Here is a 19,786-nt window from a genome sequence, read left to right on the forward strand (position 1 = left end):
AATGAATTTTTTAGATAAATAGGAAAGGTTTTTTGCTTAAAAAAAATTAAGTAAAAATAGAAGAGGAGTGAATGCCTTATTCAAACTGTTTGTTGCTGAGCTGCGCAGTCAAACAGTTTGTTTTTTATCACGAAATCATTAAATTGTGAAGTGTAATTAATAATTAAGAAGGTTTAAAAAATGAAAAATAATGACGTTACTGATATTGCTATTAATCCCTCTACAGGATTGCCTATTACAAATGCGAGCGCTAATATTGTAGATGTTGGCGGCAATGTGGTGGGTATAAACACCAGTAATCAAACTATAATTGAAATTGATGAATCATTTGGCAGTAATAGTTTTGATTCATTCAGCGCATTTGATGATAGCTTCTAATGTTAAAGCGGCCAAACGTTTTTAAGCAGTACCGTATTGAAGTAGTTTACACCGCAATTAGCTTTATCGGGAGTGCGGTACTTCATATATTGTTTCAAACAACAGGTAAAATAACGTGGTTATTTGTACTCAGCCTGTTTTGTACCAAAATGATAACCGGTATTTATAACTACGAATACTATCGAATAAGTAACACACCAAGCATGAAAGTCATGCTTAAGCATCTCCTCATTAAACTTGTATAAACCTGTTTATTTGTCCTAAACACAAAGCGCTCCGAGCTAATCAGGGCGCTTTTTTAGTTTTATGATTTAAATAATGCAGCAATCTAGTTCATGTTATCTTTAAGTGATTCTATTACCAGCGCGGCTGATAGTGATTATTACCTTAACTTCTAAGTGGTTAATTCGACTCACCACCTCAGTATTTTAAATAATGAAAAGCGAGTGCTTTTAGAAAAACGTGGTATTTTTGATTTAGTAAAATTAGGCAATAAAATCGCACTTTTAAAACATGCTACTGACCCAAAATATTTCAATATTTTCACTCACGCAACGGAAATTAAATACCTTAGCTATAAAAAGCTCAGGGTGATTATAGCTGATAAGCTTTTAATCTAATTTCAACCTCAAAATAGAAGTATTAACATCAGCTCCTCCTAAATAAAGAATATCGTCCTCATAGGAAATAAGCTTTGTATATCGGGCTCGCTCTCTCGTTCTTTCTATTACTTTACCGGTTTTAATATCTACAATGTGTGTTTGTTCTTTGACATTGTATCTGTGTGCAAGTTTTCCTTTATGCTCAATTAATAGTCTTTTCTTTGTTTGCTTACTTATTATTTCACGTTTTTCATTAACAATATTCCCAGTTAGAGTATCAACAAATAAACACCCTTGCTCACTTTGAAATGCTCTTTCACCCTGCTCTACTATTTTCATGAAGGTATGTTTTTTTTGTTCAAATAAATGAATACCGTCACCCTCTGCGATCATACACTTACCGTTAGACACGAGCTCGATAGTTTTTCTATTGCTAATCTGAATCAGCTTATTTTCGTCTAACTTATAAACACCATCAGCACCAGCCAAGAATATTTCGTTTTTAAAAAAAGCTATATGTCTGAGGCTGAGGTTTGAATCGAAGTAAAAAGTATTAAATACAAGTCCATCTTTGAGTTGTTCTATTGCGTAACCACTATTGGTTAATGCTAAAACTGTAAGCACCTTATCAGTATAGGTGAAGTCTCTAACACCATTTTCTAAGCTATAAGTAAAATCCCCAGATGAACTATATATAACTTCCTTGGAAACGTTACCTAAAGAGAAATAGAGTTGTTCTTCAAGAACTAAAGGGTCATCAATCTTGGTAGCTTGTGATGCCATCAATAGCGATAAATTTATATCTTGAGATAATATGTCATCTGATAAGGGCAACATAAATAGTTCATTATTATTACCTACAAAGAATAGGTTTTGTTGTGCAACTGCAACGGAATAAGGTTTAGCTCTAAATTTATAAAGTGTTCTCCTATTATTACCTTCAAAGTAAGTCAAAGACATTTTATCTAAATGATTTTCTCTTAATGAAAATACGCCATCATTGTGTCCTTTAATGTATGCATCAATAAAATTTTTATTATTTTCTGACTCAAAATTGGTACTAAAAACCTCTTCTAATCGTTTAGTTTTCAGGTCATATATAAAAGGTTTAATTGATGAACTCGGATCAACGTTAAAAGTAATGTAAAACCTATTTTCATCAATCCAATCAAAAGAGGGAAATGCATTTTGCCTGTTACAGGGAATCTCATCTATTTGGTCTTCAACAGGCTTTTGGAAGATTTTAATTTTGCATTTTGAATCTTCAACTACATGCATTATTGTGCGGCCACTTTTATGAATTTCTAAGCCGCGATAAGCACCAGAATAACTCTCCGACATTAACACTGTGTTTTGACGATTTAAAACTTTGTATAATTTTGATGTGTTTTTGTCTCGCGCAGTAACAAATAGCGAATTGTTATGAGTTGCATAGTCCAAAATATAATCTTTAGATTCAAAAACGGTTTGGGTAGAAACCTTCGGTAACGCTTCAATCTTCCCCTTATAGCTATAAGATAAAATTGCCACAATACATATCAAAATAATAAATAGTAAAGTGAACAAGTACTTATAATTATTTACTTTTTTTTGAGCAACCTTTGGGGGTTCAATCGATTCAAATTTGAGTTTGTAGCCTCTACCTCTTATGTTTTTAAATGACTCACTATCACCAAATTTTAAACGTAGATCACTTATTAGCTTGCGAAGAGAGTTTTTGGTTACAATGCGCTCCCCCCAAATTTCTGATTCAAGAGTTTGCGTATCAACAAAACCATCATCGGATGAAAAAAACAGCTTAAGTGCAATTATTTCTTGAGAGGTCAGTTCAAATTTTTCGTTGTTTTTTGATGCTGAATTGATATTTGGTGAGATTAAAAAGTCATTGATTTTATAGTTCACAGGACGAGCTTTATTATTTTTTCGGGGAGTTTAACCATTTGTTTTGATTATTTCAACAATATCCATGATATTTATAACTATTTAATAATTATGATATTTCACACTAAATCACACTGTTTTATATTTATTCACTACCTCCCTTTTAAAAAATCATAGATATTCCTTTCGTGAAAAAACATGCTTCAAAACCATTGTATATAAGTTTACAAAATCGCATTTAATTAAACTTTAAATAAGAAGGAATTATTAATAATGAACTTAAAAAGACTTGCTGTAATCGCTGTTATTTTATCTTTTGTTTCGGGTTGTAAGTCAACTCCCGATATCAGGGATATCCCGTTGAGTCTAACGGCTAAAAATAAAACACTTGAATATAAAAAACTACCAGGCGTTGCAAGTAATGTTGTCACTTTAGGGACTGTGAAAAATGCTTTAAGGGAGCATGTTTCAGCTCATACTGGATATACGCAATGCGATATCGAATGTGGAAAGTGGCAAACGGCAGACATAAAATCAATATGGGGTAAAAAAGTTTCTCTAACTGATTCTGAAGTGAAGATTACCTACTTTCGCGGGGATAAATTTCGCTCAGGCAGTACTTACCTTTCAAAAGTTCACACTGCATTTCCTTACCAAATTGAAGAAACAACTGAATCTTTTAAAGTTAACCTTTTACCTGCAATGACTGCGACTGCAGAAGATGCTTCTGACGCATTGTTTATTCCAATATCTTCCCCAATAAGCGACAAAACACTTCAAGAGTTACTCGATAATGTGATGGATAAACCGGGTAAAGATATTGATAGATATGTTTATTCAAGTGGCTCATTTGATGTTGATTTTGACCCTGCATCTGTTCAAACAAGTTTTGAGAGGAAGTTAAAGCAGCGACCTAATGAAAACAAGTCAAATAAGCGAGTTTACAAGAATAGTTTTGCATTTAATTCAGGTGGTACGGTTGCGAATGTAGATTTGGAAATCTTTTTGTATCGCGGTAAGTCAAAAGTTGAATATCGTTTAAGTCATCCTGTTTCTGTAAGCCCTGACGGGACATCACAATACGATGAAAAGTTAATGGGAATTTTACTAGAACATCTTAAAAGTGTAGCCAACAGCTGAGTTGTTGTAAGTCGTTTAAAGAGAGCTCTAAGTGGAGCGCGCTTACAAACAAAAAATAGGCTAAAAATCAAAGTTTAATCTTCAGGCACCTCAGTTGCTTACCTACCTTAAAAATATTGGAATATAAAAATGAAAAAATTAATTACCTTATCTCTTTGTAGTCTACTTGCGGCTTGTGGTGGTGGTTCTGGTTCTGGCTCTGAAACGCAGGTACCGGACTCGACTGGTGACACATCAACTGGTGTTGTTACCAATGTTGATTTTGTTATTGGTACTGTAGGACCACTAAGCGATGCTCGCGTTTGTGCAGACGTAAACCAAAACTTAGTGTGTGAAGAATCTGAGTTTTTAGGCCTAACATCAGCATCAGGTACATTTACAGTGTCAGGTGACTACACAGATACAGCAATTATTGTTGATGCAGTGTCAGAGAAAACAGCGAACGTAAATGAGGGCAACATTGTGGGCCACTCATACACTATGTATGCAGAAGCTGGCTCAGCGAATGTAAGCCCTGTAACAACAATGGCTGTAGACTCTGGTTACTCTGTTGAAGCAATCGCAGATTTATGGTCGGTTGATGTGAGTGTGTTTGAAGGTGACTACACGGCGCTAGATGATAGCAATGCACAGGCTGTTTTGGTTGGCTTGGCATCTGACTATGCAATTAAATTATTACAAGAAGGTGTGGCCTTAACGGATGTGCCGTATGACGTCTCTCTTGCTACTGATACTGTTTATGCAGCGCTTGAGTCGGGTGTTGTTGCCAGTGAGATTTCATTTGAGCTTGATGAAAATGGTTTGCTTTATTTAAAGGTACCTAGCGTAGAGGTTGACGTTGTAGAGGGTGATTTCATCCAAGATACCACGCTATCTTCGTTTGTGGGTGATTGGAATGTATACCACTTTGACCGCCTTGATGGTGATCAGTATGGCCAAGCAACTATTAAAGCTGAGAATTCTTGGGAGCAGTTTTGTATAAAAAATGTGTATGTTGATTCAGGGCAACCTTTAAACGCAGATGTGGATGCTGAGTGTTATAACTTTACCGTTGCGCGTGATGGTTTGATGGCTATATCAAACCAAGATCATTACAGTTTAACTTACAACTTAGTTTATGGTCATAAATCAGATGCGGGTACCGCGCTATTGTTTCAAGTAGAAAAGATAGTAAACGGAAGAAGATATGGTGGTGGCTTCATGTGGATGGATAACTATTCTGCAGCTGTGAATGTAGGTATGGGTCTTCGAGATCGTGATTGGTACCATGCTGTTTATACGGGCTTAGCGGATGATAGTGCAGGTGAATTTGATGGCGTTGCTTTTGAAGTTGATTTTGAAGAGCGTGTTTCTGTTGAATATGACAGTGGCGAAGCAGTTAATGCGCGTTTTTCATATGTTCAAGATATACCGTTCAGACCAGCATTTGAAATGAACCAGACTTCATTAGTGTACTCAGATGGTGTTAGTTATAATCGTACGGGGATGCTTCGCGTAGATGATTATATTTCACTAGGTCTGTTTAAGCGTGATGAAAAGTTTACACTAGGCCTATTGTCTCCGAATGCAGAAATTATAGAGTCTGTTGAAAATTGGAAAAAGTATAACGGTGTTGCTGCAGATTTGAAAAACTTAGTAAAATAAATTTTGTTTGTATGAGAGCAAAGGGGCTTCTATTAGAAGCCCCTTTTGATTGAATGAAGTTTTAATAAATAAAAATAGCCATTTTATAAGTTGGCTAGGCTAGTAAAAGCGGTAGAGTGGCACTAGCGCGCTTAAGTGAAATCATAATTTAGTAATTAAGAACCCATTCATATTTTTAAAATTAAGTTTTATAAAGTCTCAATCTTTGCGGTATCATCAGGTTATGCATGTTAAATCCACCTTAGGAAGTGATTTTAATGGATTAAAGTGCCTAACTGTCACTCTGCTTAAAAGTATAAAAAATATAAGAGCTTTAGTTTTAACAGTAGAAAAACTTCATTTTAGTTATTTGTATAAGGATATTAATAGAAGTATGGAAAGTAATAATGAGCCTTCGAACACTAGTAAAAATACTGAAACAGTAGAAGCAGAAACTCAAGATAACCCTCTCTCCCAGAATCAATTAATACAGCAATGGCGAGTAAACCTTGCATCCCTAAAAAAAGACACAGGATTTGAAGTACCCAAAGGATTAGATAAAAGTGATGAAAAGGTTACCACCGCGCTAGATTCAATAGTGTATTTAGATAAAAAAAATACCTTATTAGACGAAAATGAAGATTTTCAATTATCAGACAATGGCTTTGCAACATATAAAGCTAAACAAATGATTGCTTTTGAATATTTATCTCAGCTAAAAAAGCCTGATTTAATTAGAAACTCAGCAAAGTTTTACTTTTTTTCAAGAGCTAACCAAATAGAGCAGTTATCAAAACCTAGCAGTTGGGCTCATTCTTTATTTCACTTCTTAATCACGCTAATAGTTATTTTAGTGCTTGGGGTTATTAGCCTCTTAGTATTGGTTAAAACTCAGGATAATTTGTTTGTTAAGTTACTAGTAGGCTGGTTTTGGATTATAAATATTAAAACAGCGAGCAATTTAATTGGGAAATATAAAAAATTAGCTATCACTCCTTTTCGGTTTAGTGTCAGCTTATTAGGTATTCAGTCACTAAACGTACTAATAAAAGTAAGCCTACTAGGCATTATTCCTTTTCTTATTGTGAGTAGATACAACGCTTATTGGATTGATGACATGATAATAATTAGCTTATTTATTTCGTGTCTAATTAACTTTAAGCCTGACGAAAAACCATCAAAGCAAGTAGTTGAAAAAGACTTAGCAGAAGCAGGCACAGCTAATGTTTAAAGGGTTTATATTAGTTGTATTCATTCTTTTCAGTGCCAGCAGTTTAGCAAACGTTGATATAGACCTTGCATGTAAAGAAAAAAAAGAGCAACAGCGCTCGCTATTAGAAAGGCTTTCAACCTCTGTGACTGAAGCACATTTAGCGGGTCAATGCACTGGGTATGATTTCTACTACAAGGTTAACCTTAAAGAGTCTTGCTCAGAGTTTTTAGAACAAAAGGAGTCGCTGCTCAGCTCTTTAAGTACATCTCTCAAAGAGGCAAATTTGGCAGGTATGTGTGTCGGTGCAATTTATAGAGTAGCAAAACGGTGTAAAGTAGATACTTACAAAATTAATTACGCATACATTGCTAGAGGGGCTTTAACTGTTCATAAAGTAGAGCAACGCCTTGGTTGTCATGGTGAGCAGTATGGCTGGTAAAAATAAAAGTATTGCAGCGGTTGCCTGTCAAGCTTTAGGAATTGACCGCAACTTGCTACCAGAGCGGTTGAGAAGCCGTTTAAATTATTACGTTAAAGATAAAAACCTCAAAGCAAAACTACTTGATGAGGCAGATAAAAAATCAGAGTCAGTCGATTATGTGCCAAAGCCTATTAAAGCAGGTAATCATGTATTTATTCGTAACCTGGTTATTCTAGATACGTTGTTTGAAGATAAAAAATTAGTTGTAAATTGGCTCAATGGCGAAAAAATCAATACTGAAAGTTTTGATCAATTTGCCAAGGAGTGGAAGGCTAAAAAATTGCTCTTTCAAGCACTTGATAAGCGTATTGGTGATTTAAGGCTTTTTCTATCAGATGAAAATATAGATTGGTCACAAGATCAAATTCCATATCCATTTAATGAAGGCCAATATAGTTCATTGGAGATGATTGCTAATTCTATTGAGTTTGATACGCAATCGAGCCCATATGATTTAGCTCTTAAGGCTGTGATCGAAGGCGAGTTTGGTGTTCTAGGTAAACTAATTACTAAAAACCCAGATGCGTTTATTAGCGAACATGGCCAATGGCTAGTAACTCTATACAACACTAAAAAAGCAGAATACGAAGAATATAGTTTATTGCTAAATAAATATTAAAATATTTACTGCCTTTCCTTTTTTGTGAATTTCACAGTTTGATACTTGCTCCTGAAGTCACCGCACTCCGCTGTGATATTAGGAGATTATAATGCACCATTTAATTCTTTTTTCATTACTCAATGAAACCAATGAACTTTCATTAGCTGATTCAGCTATTAAAACAACGTTATTGAACCTTGTGTTAGGAGGTTCACATGAATAACTCTATCGATGAATTAGTTATTAATTATCACGTTACAGAAGTATGTAATTACTCATGCAAATTTTGCTATGCAAAGTGGGATCGTCCCAGCGAAATACAAGCTAATGGCCAAGACGCAGAGTTAATGCTTGAAAAATTAGCTAATTACTTTTTTGACGATAATACCAACCAAGTAAAAGCGGTTTTCCCTTATAAAAGTGTGCGTATCAATTTTGCAGGGGGCGAGCCGTTAATTCTTAAAAAACGTTTTGAAAAGTTAATTATAAAAACCAAGTTGCTAGGCTTTAATTTATCGCTAATTACCAATGGCCATTACCTAACAGACTCTTTTATAAACAACTATGGTGCCATCTTTTCAATGATTGGGATCAGCTTTGACAGCCAATTTTTAACTGCACGTGAAGATATTGGCCGAATAGATCGTAAAGGGAAGTCTTTTGGAAGTCACGATTTAATTAAAGCAATTACACAGCTTCGTAACGTTAATCCATCCATTACAATAAAGGTAAACACTGTTGTTAATAGCCTTAATTACCAAGAATCATTCGAGCAGCTAATAGCAGATATCAAACCCGAAAAGTGGAAAGTTTTTCAGGTGCTGCCTGTATTAAATAACAACTTATTAGTTTCTGATGATCAGTTTTCTGGGTTTGTAAAACGTCACGCTTCATTGAAAGAAGTCATGGTGGCGGAAGATAACGAAGCAATGACAAATTCTTATTTAATGATTAACCCTCAAGGACGCTTTTATCAAAATAGCGCAACTCAAAATGGATATGTTTATGGTGATTTAATTTTAGATGTAGGTGTGAAGCAAGCATTAGAGGTCTGTGAAATAAACTGGGAGACGTTTACTAGCCGATATAAAAAGGATAATACAGTTAGCCTCATTAGTAATAGCGAGTATCAGCTTAAAAATAACGCCGCGTATACACAGGGGGTATTAGCATGAGCACTATAAATAATGATGAACAATTTGCTGCATTGTTTAAAGAGTCTATTACGTCAGATTACAAAAATGCACTATTACTAATGAACGTAAGCCCTGATGTTAGTCTGTTTAAGTTTCGTAAAATACTTGAGACCTTATGCTTACTATATGCGCAGCGCCATAGTTATGAATTTACTAATAAAAACTTATGGGAGCAAATAAATGAACTAGCAGATATCTGCGCAATTCATGGAGCTGATAGAGAGCTATTTCATGGTGTTAGAGACTTAACAAATGATGGAGTACACAATAAGGAGTTAAGTAACGAGGTATTACTAAAAAAGGCGTTAGCCTCAAGAACAAAAATCTTAGACTTATTAGAAAGTGCTTATCTGAGCTTGGGGCTTGGTGAGCGTTTACCTCAATATGAGCTAATAGATGTGGGAGGCCAAGAACATAAAGACTTATGGTTTAACTGTTTAATCTCTTGTGATTATAAAAAGTATTTAAGTTTAGGTGTTTTTTACGAAAAAATGGGCAAAGTGTTTGAAAACGAAGCCTTAGATGACAAATCTTTCACTGCACGCGCACAGACTATGTATGCTTTTGCGGCTGAGTCTTATAAAAGTGCTTTTCAACTTTGCTCAAAAAAAACGATAACGGATGTTATTAGCTCTGATGATAAACAAATTAGTATTGCTCAGCAAAGCCATCAAATTCTATTTAAATATGCTCTTTTATGTTTCAACAATAAAGTAGATAACCTACATATTACTGAGGTAATAATATTACTAAACGCATTAGCAAAAAGAGGCTTTTACGCCGCTTACGCTTATTTAGGTTGGTGCCATTATTTAGGTGAAGACTATAAAAAAGCACATAAATACCTTAACCACAAAAAGGCTGAGCATACTGTTTTTCTATATCAGAGGTTAGGTGTTTTATATTCTTCAGGTAAAGCTAGCTCAATTAATGGTGATAAAGCAGTTGAGAGTTTTAAAAAAGCAGTAGGGCTAGGCTGTAATAAATCAATGTTTGAATTAGGTAAAATCTATTACAAAGGTGAGTTAGTTAAAAAAGATGACGAACTAGCTCAAAATTACTTATGCCAAGCAATTGCTACTGGTAACTTAGATGCAGTTTTGTACCTTGATGAAAAGTACTTAAAAATAAGAGAGCTATTTTCTGGTTTACTAGAGGAAATTAAAGGTGACAAAGTAAAAGTAGAACCGCAAAAGCCTTGTATTAAAACCACTAAATTAGGACGAAATGAACCCTGTTCATGTGGCTCTAATTTAAAGTATAAAAATTGCTGCGGAAAATAAATGCAAATATTCATAGTGTTAAATGGTTATATTTAAACAATGAATGATCGTATTACGCCTTAAAAAAATAAACCCAAAGTAAAAACGAGAGACAGTGTCTCTCGTTTTAATTTACCTTTTATTTTTGCTTATTAACCCTATTTTATATAGCATCACTAAACAGCACGAAACACGTTGAATCAACGAGTTGTGCGCACTCATAGCGTAGTATTTAGGGATGGTTTAAGTTATGGATAAAAGAAAGCTCAGCGAAACCGATATAATCAGTAAGTTTATTCTACTTGCCTTTAAAACGGTTAATCAAACTCATATAGGTTCATTACTAGTTACAGTTCCCCTTTTAGAAGAGCTGAAACGCATCGTGACTAAAGTCGATGAACTAATGGCGCTGTGCGATCAACTTAAAGCCCGTTTAACCGACGCACAAACGACTAAACTCCACCTCACCGATGCCATAATCGCAAAGGCGTTGTAACTATGGCAATTGTCTTCAACAAACCACAAACTATTGCGCAGTTGTTAGCGCAACAACTCACGATTCCTGAGTACCAACGGCCTTACAAATGGCAGCCTAAGCACGTTAATCAGTTAATTGATGATATTTTTAATCACCGCACTAAGCCGTGTTATCGGCTCGGTACTGTTGTATTGCATCAAGATAAAGAATCAGTGAATGAGAATAAAAAACAGACACTGAACATCGTTGATGGGCAGCAGCGGCTGCTCAGTTTAACGCTGCTTTGCACCATTCTTGATGGGGCTGAGAAAGCTATTTCATCCACTTTGCTTGAACATAAGTTTGAATCATCAGTCAGTATCGACAACCTCAAAAATAATGCTCAGATCATTTCTGAACGAGTAGCAAGTTTGACTGCCCCCGAAAAGCAGGAATTGCTTAATTTTGTGCTTAACAAGTGCGAGCTTATTCAAGTGACATTAGATGATTTGAGTGAAGCGTTTCAGTTTTTTGATTCTCAGAATGCCCGTGGTAAAGCCCTTGCGCCGCACGATTTACTCAAAGCGTATCACCTGCGTGAAATGATGGACGCCACGACACAAACAGAACGCTTGCACCATGTAAGCCTTTGGGAGCAAGGCGTTAACCCTGATGATGATTCAGCCAATTTGCACACCATCATGGGGGAGTTCTTGTTCCGTATGCGCCGATGGATTGACGGTGATTATGGCATTACGTTTAGTCGTCATAACATTGATGTATTCAAGGGGATCAACCTGGATAACACCCAGTACGCTTATGTGGATGCAATGCTGGCGCTCGATTACGCGGTTGAAACCTTTAATGGCGATCCTGCGCGAAAATGGGACAAGCAAACCAAGAGTTATCCATTTCAAGTAGAACAGGTGATGATCAACGGTAAGCGATTTTTTGAGTATATTCAGCATTATATGGCCATTCACACAAGCTTGTTTGTTGGCAACGAGGCAAGACTTGCTTCATTCGTTAATAATTACACTAGGTACAGTGGCAGTCACCGTAAAGGGGATAGCTATGTGCGTAATTTATTTTTATGTACCGTGATGTATTACTTCGACAAATTTGGTGATGTGGAGTTAGAAAAAGCGACGCAGATTTGTTATCGCTGGGCATATTATTTACGCCTTGAATTGCAACGCATCGGTATGGAATCAGTTGATAACCACGCGAAAAGCCGTAGTGGGTTATTTAGAGCAATTCGCAAAGCCGTCCACCCTCAACAGGTGTTGAACTTTCAACCACCTTGTATCAAAGAGCCTAAGTTTAATAATGCTAAGGACGTGCAGGCATCTATTGAAGCAATGAAATCGGGAAGTATCAATGAGTGATGTGAACCAAGTAGAACAGTTATCCGTTAGGGCGCTTTTCGATAAGAAAACTGAATATATTATCCCTATTTATCAGCGGAATTACGCTTGGGGTGCGCCTGAGATCGAGCAGCTTATTCAAGATATTAGTGATGCCGCAGGGCTTAATACTCAGCCAGGTGAAACTGTTAGCGTAAAACAAGCAAAATATTACCTAGGTAGTCTTGTTGTGTATCAGCGCACAACTCACTCACAGCAATCAAATGTGATATACGAAACCATTGATGGACAGCAAAGGCATACCACGCTCTCTATTTTATTGGCGTATCTAAAACATCGAAAAGTATTGGGTGAGAGTGATCTAGCAGGGGTAGACATTAATCTAACTTTTGATAGTCGACCAAAATCTTCTAGAGCGTTAGAAGATATTTATATAGGTAAGTCAAGTGGCGAGCCTGAAGAGCCTAACATTCATGCTGCGTTGAACATTATTCAGCGTTGCTTCAAAACCAAAGGGCTAGATACAGAGGCTAAAATTAAGCAGTTTTGCGAATACCTGTTAGATAACGTCACTATATTGAGAGTCGTTGTGCCACCGCAAACCGATCTTAATCACTACTTTGAGATCATGAATAACCGTGGTGAGCAACTAGAAAAACACGAAGTATTGAAAGCGAAATTCATGGCTACACTGAGCAATGATGATGAAAGAAACTGTTTTTCAACCATCTGGGATGCTTGCTCGAATATGTCGCGCTATACCCAGATGGGTTTTCAATCTGATTTGCGTAAAGAAGTATTTGGTGACAATTGGCAAACTATGCCAAAAAGCTTTGATGCGATTCAAGCAAAGCATACGAGTAAACAGCAAAAACAAGATGCAATGACACTACGCGAAATTATCGACAACAAAACACCCAGTGAAAATACCGATGATGAAGAGCGCGAGAAAGAAGAGCGCTTTGGCACGGTTATCGACTTTTCAAATTTCTTACTTCATGTACTCAAGTTGATGCCTGAGATTAAAGGGGTATCGCTTGATGATAAAAAATTACTTGATGCGTTTATCAGTAAAGATAATGGCTTGAGAGTTGAGACCAAAACCTTTGTATATGAGTTGCTTAAGTACAGAGTTCTATTTGATAGCTACATCATCAAGCCAGACCAACATAATGAAAAGCGTAAGTGGAGCCTACAAACTCTAGTCGCTAATTCGAGCGGTACTAGCACAAGCTCTAGCTATAATACCTCTTTTGGTAAAAACCAAGACTCACTAAATGAAAAGCTGCGCATGATATTAGCAATGTTTCATGTATCAAACCCAGCCTTAGTTTATAAGCGCTGGTTAAATGATGCGCTAAGTATTTTGAATAGGAATGTTACACATGATGCGGATTTAAGCATTGATGGAGAGGTTTACTTAACTGAGCTTGAACGCTTAAGCGATCGCTATTTTGAAGAAATCACCGGCGGTCAATGTTTAGAGCTTAATAAAGAGAGCTTAGGCGTATTACATCAAGGAACGGGGGTTCAGAACTTTGTGTTTAATCGGTTGGATTACCTTTTGTGGAGGCGTTTATCAGATGGTGAAACATTTGATGGTAAAGGTAAAAAAGAGCTTGAAAAGCACTTTGATGATTTTCAGTTTAGTTTCAGAACTTCTGTTGAGCATTACTTCCCGCAAACCGATCCATCAGGTGCAAGCAAAATGGAGGATGTCGATCGCTTTGGAAATTTATGTTTAATTTCGCCAAGTAGTAACTCGAGGCTTAGCAATTACTCTCCGCAGGATAAAAAATCCTTCTATCGTGAGAACAATCGTGCCGAGAGTTTAAAGCAAGCGATTATGATGAGTTACGATGACTGGGGCCCCGTGGGACTAGGTCGAAAAAATATCGAAAAACATGAATCGGCCATGTTAAAGGTTTTATCCGCAATAAAAATATGAGCTACAGCGATAAGTCGAGTTACTTAATAACACGGCTGATAATTAATGGTTAATATTAGCTGAACAATAAATGCTGCTGAATATAAGCTTAAAACTTGGTTGTATAACCTGCTTTTTTAGTTGTTTATGATTATTTTTTTGCTTATCACAGTTGATTTATATACTATCTCGCCACGACTAAAGTATTGCTTTATTTTAGTTGTGGATGGCGAAAGGGAACTTAAAGATTTTATGGATAAAAGCCGAGCAGTACTATCAGATCCCCACTTTTAATTTTATACCTCTTTATAATTCTTTTCCTCGCCATTAATGCGTGTTTTCTGCTTTGAGGTTTCAAAGTAGTTGTCTATTTAATTACGAGAGTACAAAAGATAAATCATATGGATATACTAGAAAGTTTACTACGCAGTTTTGATACAAACGTTGTTAGCGGTGCAGTATTAATTTTAATGCTTTTTGTTTTTGGTTCAGGTTTGTTTTACACCAAAAAGGCTAGGCAAGTTGAGTTTGTTCAGTTTGTTCCAACACTATTAACTACGATGGGTATATTTGGTACTTTTTTAGGTATAGTTCTTGGTTTATTAGAGTTTAATCAAAATGATATAGAAGCCAGTATTCCGTTATTACTAGCAGGTTTAAAAACGGCATTTATTACAAGTTTAGCGGGTATATTTTTATCTTTAGTGTTTAAAACACTGTCTACGTTTTCGTTCTTAAAACCTAAGCAACTAGAAGATAGCATTTCTCATGCAACACCTGAGGCGATATTAGGTGCTATGCAAGCGCAGGTTGCAGAAACAAAAGTTTTAAAAGAGGCGATTGTTGGTAATGAAGAGTCAACACTGTTTGGGCAATTAAAAATATTACGTGGTGATATTAATGATAATGCAAAAACATCGATAAATATTGCCCAAGAACAAGCTGTAAAACAACAAGAGAACTTTGAGGTGTTTAGTGAAAGGCTATGGCTTAAACTACAAGACTTTGCAGATACTTTATCAAAGTCAGCTACAGAGCAAGTTATTGAGGCGCTAAAACAGGTGATTAGTGATTTTAATAACAACTTAACAGAGCAGTTTGGTGATAACTTTAAACAATTAAATGAAGCGGTAATTAAATTAGTTGAATGGCAAGAAAACTATAAAGTTCAGCTTAAAGAAATGAGTGACCAATATGCTCATGGTGTTGCTTCAATTTCTGCAACTGAATCATCTGTTGCTCATATTAGTGAGCAAAGCCAAATAATTCCTCAATCGATGGGTGAATTAAAAGGTGTTATGGAAGTTAATCAACATCAATTAGCTGAGCTTGAACGCCACTTAGAGGCCTTTAAAGATATGCGCGATAAAGCTGTTGAAGCCGTCCCGCAAATTCAAAAACAAGTTGAAGCTACAGTGAACGATATATCGGCTGCTGTAACAACAGCGAGTGACCATTATAAAACCCTTCTTACGCAATCAGACGATTACATAAAAGCTCACGTTCAGACATCTAATGATTTATTAGACAAGTTTGCTCATGAAACAGAGAAAGGCATTAATAGTGTTGGTGAGCGTTTGATTGAAAGCTCGGATAAGATTGGTAAAGAAATCCAAACTGCAGGCAATGAGTTTACAGATAATACAGCTCGAACTAACGAAAGCTTAAAGACAACATCTGATCATTTACAGTCGCAAACTGAAGTAATTAAGCAGCACCTACAAGATACGGTGACTGACCTAAATAACAATATGCGAGACATGATTGAAAAATTAGTGGAAGACGCTAAAGACATTACTTCAACTATGAAGCAAGCTAATCAAAACCTTGTAACAGATACAGAGCAGGTGCGTGACACTGTGGTTAAGTCAGCTGAAAAACTTCAGCAACGCCTTAATGAAGTTATTGACGATGCAGCTACACAGCAAATTAACCAAGCTAAACGTACCTTTGATGCAATGGAAAATGAGGTTAAAAAGCTGGTTGGTATGACTGGCGAAGCCGTAGACTCACAACTAAAACTTATTGATACTGCGATGCAGCAAGAAATAAGCCGTGTAATGAACGAAATGGGTAAAGCACTTGCACAGGTAAGCGGTAAATTTGTTGATGATTACATTAAGCTAACTAAAGCTATGAATGAAGTTGTAAGTCAGCGAGTAATGTAATGGAAAAGATATTTGGCTCTCAAAACACCTCTCAAGATAGTGGTGACCATTGGTTAACAGTATCAGATTTGATGGCTGGTCTAATGGTTGTATTCTTGTTTATAGCTATTGTTTTTATGATGATAACTCAAAAAGAAAACGACAAGATTAAAGATGTTGCTGTTGCTTACCAACAAAATCAAGTTGCCATATATGAAGCGCTAGAAAGCGAATTTGAAAAAGACCTTGATAAGTGGGGAGCAACAATAGACAAAGAAACTTTAGCGTTTAACTTTCAATCTCCAGATGTTTTATTTGCTAATAATGAAACTCGATTAAGCAACGCATATAAAGAAATATTAAACGACTTTTTCCCCCGTTATATCAACGTGCTTGCCCCGTTTAGAGACTCTTTAGATGAAATTCGTATTGAGGGCCATACTTCAAGTGTTGGTTTAAGAGGCTCTACAGAAGCGCAAGCATACTTTTATAATATGCGACTATCTCAGGGACGAACACGTTCTGTATTAGAGTATGGTTATGCACTTATGCCTAATGAATCTGATTGGATTAAAGCTAATATTGCTGCAGTTGGTTTTTCATCTTCACGTTTAATTAAAGAGAATGGTGTTGAAGATGCTGCAAGGTCAAGGCGGGTATCTTTTAGGGCTATTACTAATGCTGACATTCAAATAAAACGGATACTGGAGGCGCAGTAATGAAGCTAACAGTTGATTTTAGTGCGTTACATAGATCGGTAGCACCCTTAGGGCAAGTTGTTACAGACTTTTCTATTACCAGTGATGCTTCTGAACTCGAGAGCATTGGCAGTCATCTTAATCAAGGGATGATTTTAGGTAAAGATGTACAGTTAGATGAAATTGATGGGTCAAACGGTGTACTAAACTATGATGGCCATCAGGTTATGCTTTATATACCTGATCAAGGAGATGACATTGAAGCCGTGTTGTCTAATGGTAAATTAGGGCGACGTATCCATGTGGCAGAGTGTTCTACTCTTGAGTTGATGCGAGAAACTGGCCGGTTTAAACGCTATGATGTAATTAATCGCGTTGATGGCTTTTTTCCTGTATTTGGCTCAAGCTACAGAGGAGGCTCTAATACAGAGGGGGAAGCTGATTTAGGTGTATGTAAAAACTGCTTAAAAATTCTTAATTACAAGGGTTACTCTACTCAAAGTCCTCAAGTTAAAAATCAAGTATTTAATAGTTTTTCGTTTGAACAATTCTTCGAAGTTTATAGCTCCTACTTTAAAAGTTTGCCTGTTAACAGTAAGAAACACACAAGCGGTTATACGCCAGATTGGCCATCAATTTCGGCTAAGTTAAGAAGCGATTTAAATTACACATGTGAGCAATGCGGCATTGACCTTAAATCTGAAAAAAGGCTCTTACATACTCATCATATCAATGGGAATAAAGCAGAAAATGAACGAGATAATTTGAGAGTACTTTGTGCAGATTGCCATAAAAAGCAGCCACATCATGATCATATATATGTAAGCAACTCAGATATTCTTAAAATTAACCAGCTAAGACGAGAACAACATAAGTTTGACGTGTTTAATTACGATAATCTGCGAGAGTGTGCAGATACAGCATTAGATGGCCTTCTGCAAAAATGTGAGTCGACTAGATTACCAGGTGCTGAGCTAGGGATTGTTATTCAAGATAAAGAAACATTTGTTTCAATCGATCTTTGCTGGCCAAGGCGTAAAGTAGCGGTGCTTATTAATATGAGTAATTCTAATATATTAAGAAGACACGGCTGGACTGTATTTACTGCATTCGACGCCTTAAATAACTTTGAGAATTTTCAGCGTCAAATTAGATAAGAAATTTTAATTTTAAAGGATTAATTTATATGCATTCTAAAGCAAGCTTCGTTTTTTGGCTTACATTAGCACTTTATTTGATAACACTATTTACTGTTACTTATGTAGGGGTTTATCTAACCTATATAGCTCTACCACTTTTGGTCATTTCAGGCCTAATCATGAAGTGCACAAAACCAAAGGCTGAGGTACAGAAAGTTTATGATGATAGTAAATCTGCAGCTACTCAGGCGCTACTAGGCACAAGTAATTTTTTAGGTAGTGTTAATGAAGGTCTAAATGAATTTAATAGAAACTTAGAAATTAAAAATAAAGTACACGAGCTAGTCAGAGAGCGAACGAAGGCCTATAAAGCTAAGATACAATCGTTGAAAATAGAAAAAATACCCTTTGAAATGAAGTTAACCCATGCAGAGCTAGACTCAGAAAAACGCAATCTACAAGATGAAATAGAGCGTATTGATAGGGAAATAGAATTGAACAACAAGCATATAGAGCAGATTAAGATTGCCTGTGAATTAGAGGTTAAAGCTCCATAGTATACAATGTGCTAGATTCCCTAATTAACAGCCCTTAGCAACTGTAAAGGTATTAATTTATAGGTAGTTGCATAGGGCTGTTACATGAATAATTTTATTTACCAAGTGCTTTATCTAATTTTGACTTTGACAAAGTATTTCGAAAAGTCAGGTTTTGTTTTAGTTTGTCAAAGTTAATTGAGTTGTTTGTTTGCGCCAACTGTTTACCATTTAACTCGTAGTATAAGTCATAATCTTTAAGTTTATTACTTACCTTAACCACAAAATTATCATTAATTTTAATCAAATCATCATCAAAAAGCTTATGCAAATCAGAACGTAAAAGCAGGCCGTTCTCATTTTCAAAGTTACCTTTGTGGTTAGTATCAGCATGTGGAATTATATGAGCAGCTTGCAGTGATTCCGCAGGGCATTTACCTGACATAAAGCAAGTTTCACCGTAAATACTTAAAAGTTGTTTTCTAAACGGGCCTTGACCTACTCGAACATAAACAAGGCGAATCTTATCGTTTGTGTCTCTATCCTCAAGTGTTTCTATTTCTTGCAAAGCTATTGTATCAAGAGAAAGATAGCTATAAAAAATATCGGTTGGGTTTGTATTGTCAACAGTAATTAAGCGTGATTGCACTTTATCTGTATTTACAGCTTGCTTTATGAAACTAATAGCATGATCTGTATTTATATTATCTGTTAACTCTATCTGATGTTTAGACTCGCCATCTAATTCCATTTCTTCATGAACTACTTTTTTTACCTTGTCGTCTCCAGCAATGTAAAGAGCTGCTTTTTTATTTGTTATTTTTAAAGTGAAAACACCTGCGCCTTTATTCTTTTTACAAAGCTCTCCAGCTACAGGGTATTTATGTACACCAAACCTAAACCTCCCATTTACTAAACTCCATAAATCAAAGTCGCCAATTGATGCTTGGATTTGATAAATTACTTTTTTAAATTCGACTTCATTTATTATTATATCGTCGTTAAGACGGCTTCTGATGAGTAAGTATACATAATGCGCTACCTCATCGATGTCAAATCTAGTTCCTGCTTTTATGAGTATCATTTTATTACCTTCAAAATTGTGGACATTTGTAAAAATGTAAATGCTATAAATTGC

General features: G+C 35.9%; 19 protein-coding genes. 17 read left to right on the top strand and 2 right to left on the bottom strand.

What is annotated here, in order from left to right; all coding sequences use genetic code 11:
- Positions 1-180 precede the first annotated feature (180 nt).
- The 3 genes from I6E80_RS08335 to I6E80_RS08345 all read left to right on the top strand — a co-directional run bounded on the left by I6E80_RS08335 (position 181) and on the right by I6E80_RS08345 (position 998).
- Entirely contained in the window at positions 181-378 is a 198-nt protein-coding gene (locus tag I6E80_RS08335) for a hypothetical protein (protein WP_024597935.1), read from the top strand.
- A complete protein-coding gene (locus tag I6E80_RS08340; RefSeq protein ID WP_024597936.1) occupies positions 378-623 on the top strand; it encodes a hypothetical protein in 246 nt (81 codons plus the stop codon). Before I6E80_RS08335 ends, I6E80_RS08340 begins: the two co-directional genes overlap by 1 nt.
- A 201-nt stretch (positions 624-824) precedes the next feature.
- Positions 825-998: a hypothetical protein gene (locus tag I6E80_RS08345; RefSeq protein WP_197185324.1), complete on the top strand. Its 174-nt coding sequence runs from the start codon at positions 825-827 to the stop codon at positions 996-998.
- Here the strand turns inward: I6E80_RS08345 and I6E80_RS08350 are convergent.
- The gene (locus tag I6E80_RS08350; RefSeq protein ID WP_197185325.1) at positions 990-2,882 is read right to left on the bottom strand and encodes a transcriptional regulator; all 1,893 of its coding nucleotides are present in this window, start codon (positions 2,880-2,882) and stop codon (positions 990-992) included. The two genes, I6E80_RS08345 and I6E80_RS08350, sit on opposite strands and share 9 nt — an antisense overlap.
- Before the next feature lie 252 nt (positions 2,883-3,134).
- On the opposite strand from I6E80_RS08350, the gene I6E80_RS08355 reads away from it, so the two are divergent.
- From I6E80_RS08355 to I6E80_RS08420, 14 genes are all read left to right on the top strand, one after another.
- Positions 3,135-4,001: a hypothetical protein gene (locus I6E80_RS08355; RefSeq protein ID WP_024597939.1), complete on the top strand. Its 867-nt coding sequence runs from the start codon at positions 3,135-3,137 to the stop codon at positions 3,999-4,001.
- Between the two features lie 129 nt (positions 4,002-4,130).
- Positions 4,131-5,645 carry a hypothetical protein gene (locus I6E80_RS08360; protein ID WP_024597940.1) on the top strand — a complete coding sequence of 505 codons (1,515 nt, stop codon included), beginning with the start codon at positions 4,131-4,133 and terminating at the stop codon, positions 5,643-5,645.
- Positions 5,646-5,868: 223 nt separating this feature from the next.
- Positions 5,869-6,855: a hypothetical protein gene (locus I6E80_RS08365; RefSeq protein ID WP_139016060.1), complete on the top strand. Its 987-nt coding sequence runs from the start codon at positions 5,869-5,871 to the stop codon at positions 6,853-6,855.
- A complete protein-coding gene (locus tag I6E80_RS08370) occupies positions 6,848-7,276 on the top strand; it encodes a hypothetical protein (protein ID WP_024597942.1) in 429 nt (142 codons plus the stop codon). Before I6E80_RS08365 ends, I6E80_RS08370 begins: the two co-directional genes overlap by 8 nt.
- The gene (locus I6E80_RS08375; RefSeq protein ID WP_024597943.1) at positions 7,266-7,937 is read left to right on the top strand and encodes a hypothetical protein; all 672 of its coding nucleotides are present in this window, start codon (positions 7,266-7,268) and stop codon (positions 7,935-7,937) included. Before I6E80_RS08370 ends, I6E80_RS08375 begins: the two co-directional genes overlap by 11 nt.
- Positions 7,938-8,134: 197 nt before the next feature.
- Positions 8,135-9,094: a viperin family antiviral radical SAM protein gene (locus I6E80_RS08380; protein WP_197185326.1), complete on the top strand. Its 960-nt coding sequence runs from the start codon at positions 8,135-8,137 to the stop codon at positions 9,092-9,094.
- Positions 9,091-10,398, top strand: coding sequence for a DUF4145 domain-containing protein (locus I6E80_RS20435; protein ID WP_231616750.1), 1,308 nt, complete (start codon positions 9,091-9,093; stop codon positions 10,396-10,398). Before I6E80_RS08380 ends, I6E80_RS20435 begins: the two co-directional genes overlap by 4 nt.
- A gap of 229 nt (positions 10,399-10,627) precedes the next feature.
- A complete protein-coding gene (locus I6E80_RS20605; protein ID WP_024597946.1) occupies positions 10,628-10,873 on the top strand; it encodes a hypothetical protein in 246 nt (81 codons plus the stop codon).
- Positions 10,874-10,875: 2 nt separating this feature from the next.
- Positions 10,876-12,222: a DUF262 domain-containing protein gene (locus I6E80_RS08395; protein ID WP_024597947.1), complete on the top strand. Its 1,347-nt coding sequence runs from the start codon at positions 10,876-10,878 to the stop codon at positions 12,220-12,222.
- Complete coding sequence (locus tag I6E80_RS08400; RefSeq protein WP_024597948.1) at positions 12,215-14,149, top strand: DUF262 domain-containing protein; 1,935 nt, start codon at positions 12,215-12,217, stop codon at positions 14,147-14,149. Before I6E80_RS08395 ends, I6E80_RS08400 begins: the two co-directional genes overlap by 8 nt.
- A 380-nt stretch (positions 14,150-14,529) precedes the next feature.
- The gene (locus I6E80_RS08405; RefSeq protein WP_197185327.1) at positions 14,530-16,296 is read left to right on the top strand and encodes a hypothetical protein; all 1,767 of its coding nucleotides are present in this window, start codon (positions 14,530-14,532) and stop codon (positions 16,294-16,296) included.
- The gene (locus tag I6E80_RS08410) at positions 16,296-16,994 is read left to right on the top strand and encodes an OmpA family protein (RefSeq protein ID WP_138490238.1); all 699 of its coding nucleotides are present in this window, start codon (positions 16,296-16,298) and stop codon (positions 16,992-16,994) included. Before I6E80_RS08405 ends, I6E80_RS08410 begins: the two co-directional genes overlap by 1 nt.
- Positions 16,994-18,130, top strand: coding sequence for an HNH endonuclease (locus tag I6E80_RS08415; protein WP_024597743.1), 1,137 nt, complete (start codon positions 16,994-16,996; stop codon positions 18,128-18,130). The genes I6E80_RS08410 and I6E80_RS08415 overlap by 1 nt, the downstream gene beginning before the upstream one ends.
- A gap of 29 nt (positions 18,131-18,159) precedes the next feature.
- Positions 18,160-18,669 (top strand): hypothetical protein, encoded by a 510-nt coding sequence (locus tag I6E80_RS08420; RefSeq protein WP_024597744.1) that lies wholly within the window; start codon positions 18,160-18,162, stop codon positions 18,667-18,669.
- Positions 18,670-18,763: 94 nt separating this feature from the next.
- Here I6E80_RS08420 and I6E80_RS08425 read toward each other — a convergent pair whose 3' ends face one another.
- Positions 18,764-19,732 carry an HNH endonuclease gene (locus I6E80_RS08425; protein WP_024597745.1) on the bottom strand — a complete coding sequence of 323 codons (969 nt, stop codon included), beginning with the start codon at positions 19,730-19,732 and terminating at the stop codon, positions 18,764-18,766.
- Positions 19,733-19,786: the final 54 nt, after the last annotated feature.

This window comes from Pseudoalteromonas sp. NSLLW218 (genome assembly GCF_015864775.1).
GTDB lineage: Bacteria > Pseudomonadota > Gammaproteobacteria > Enterobacterales > Alteromonadaceae > Pseudoalteromonas.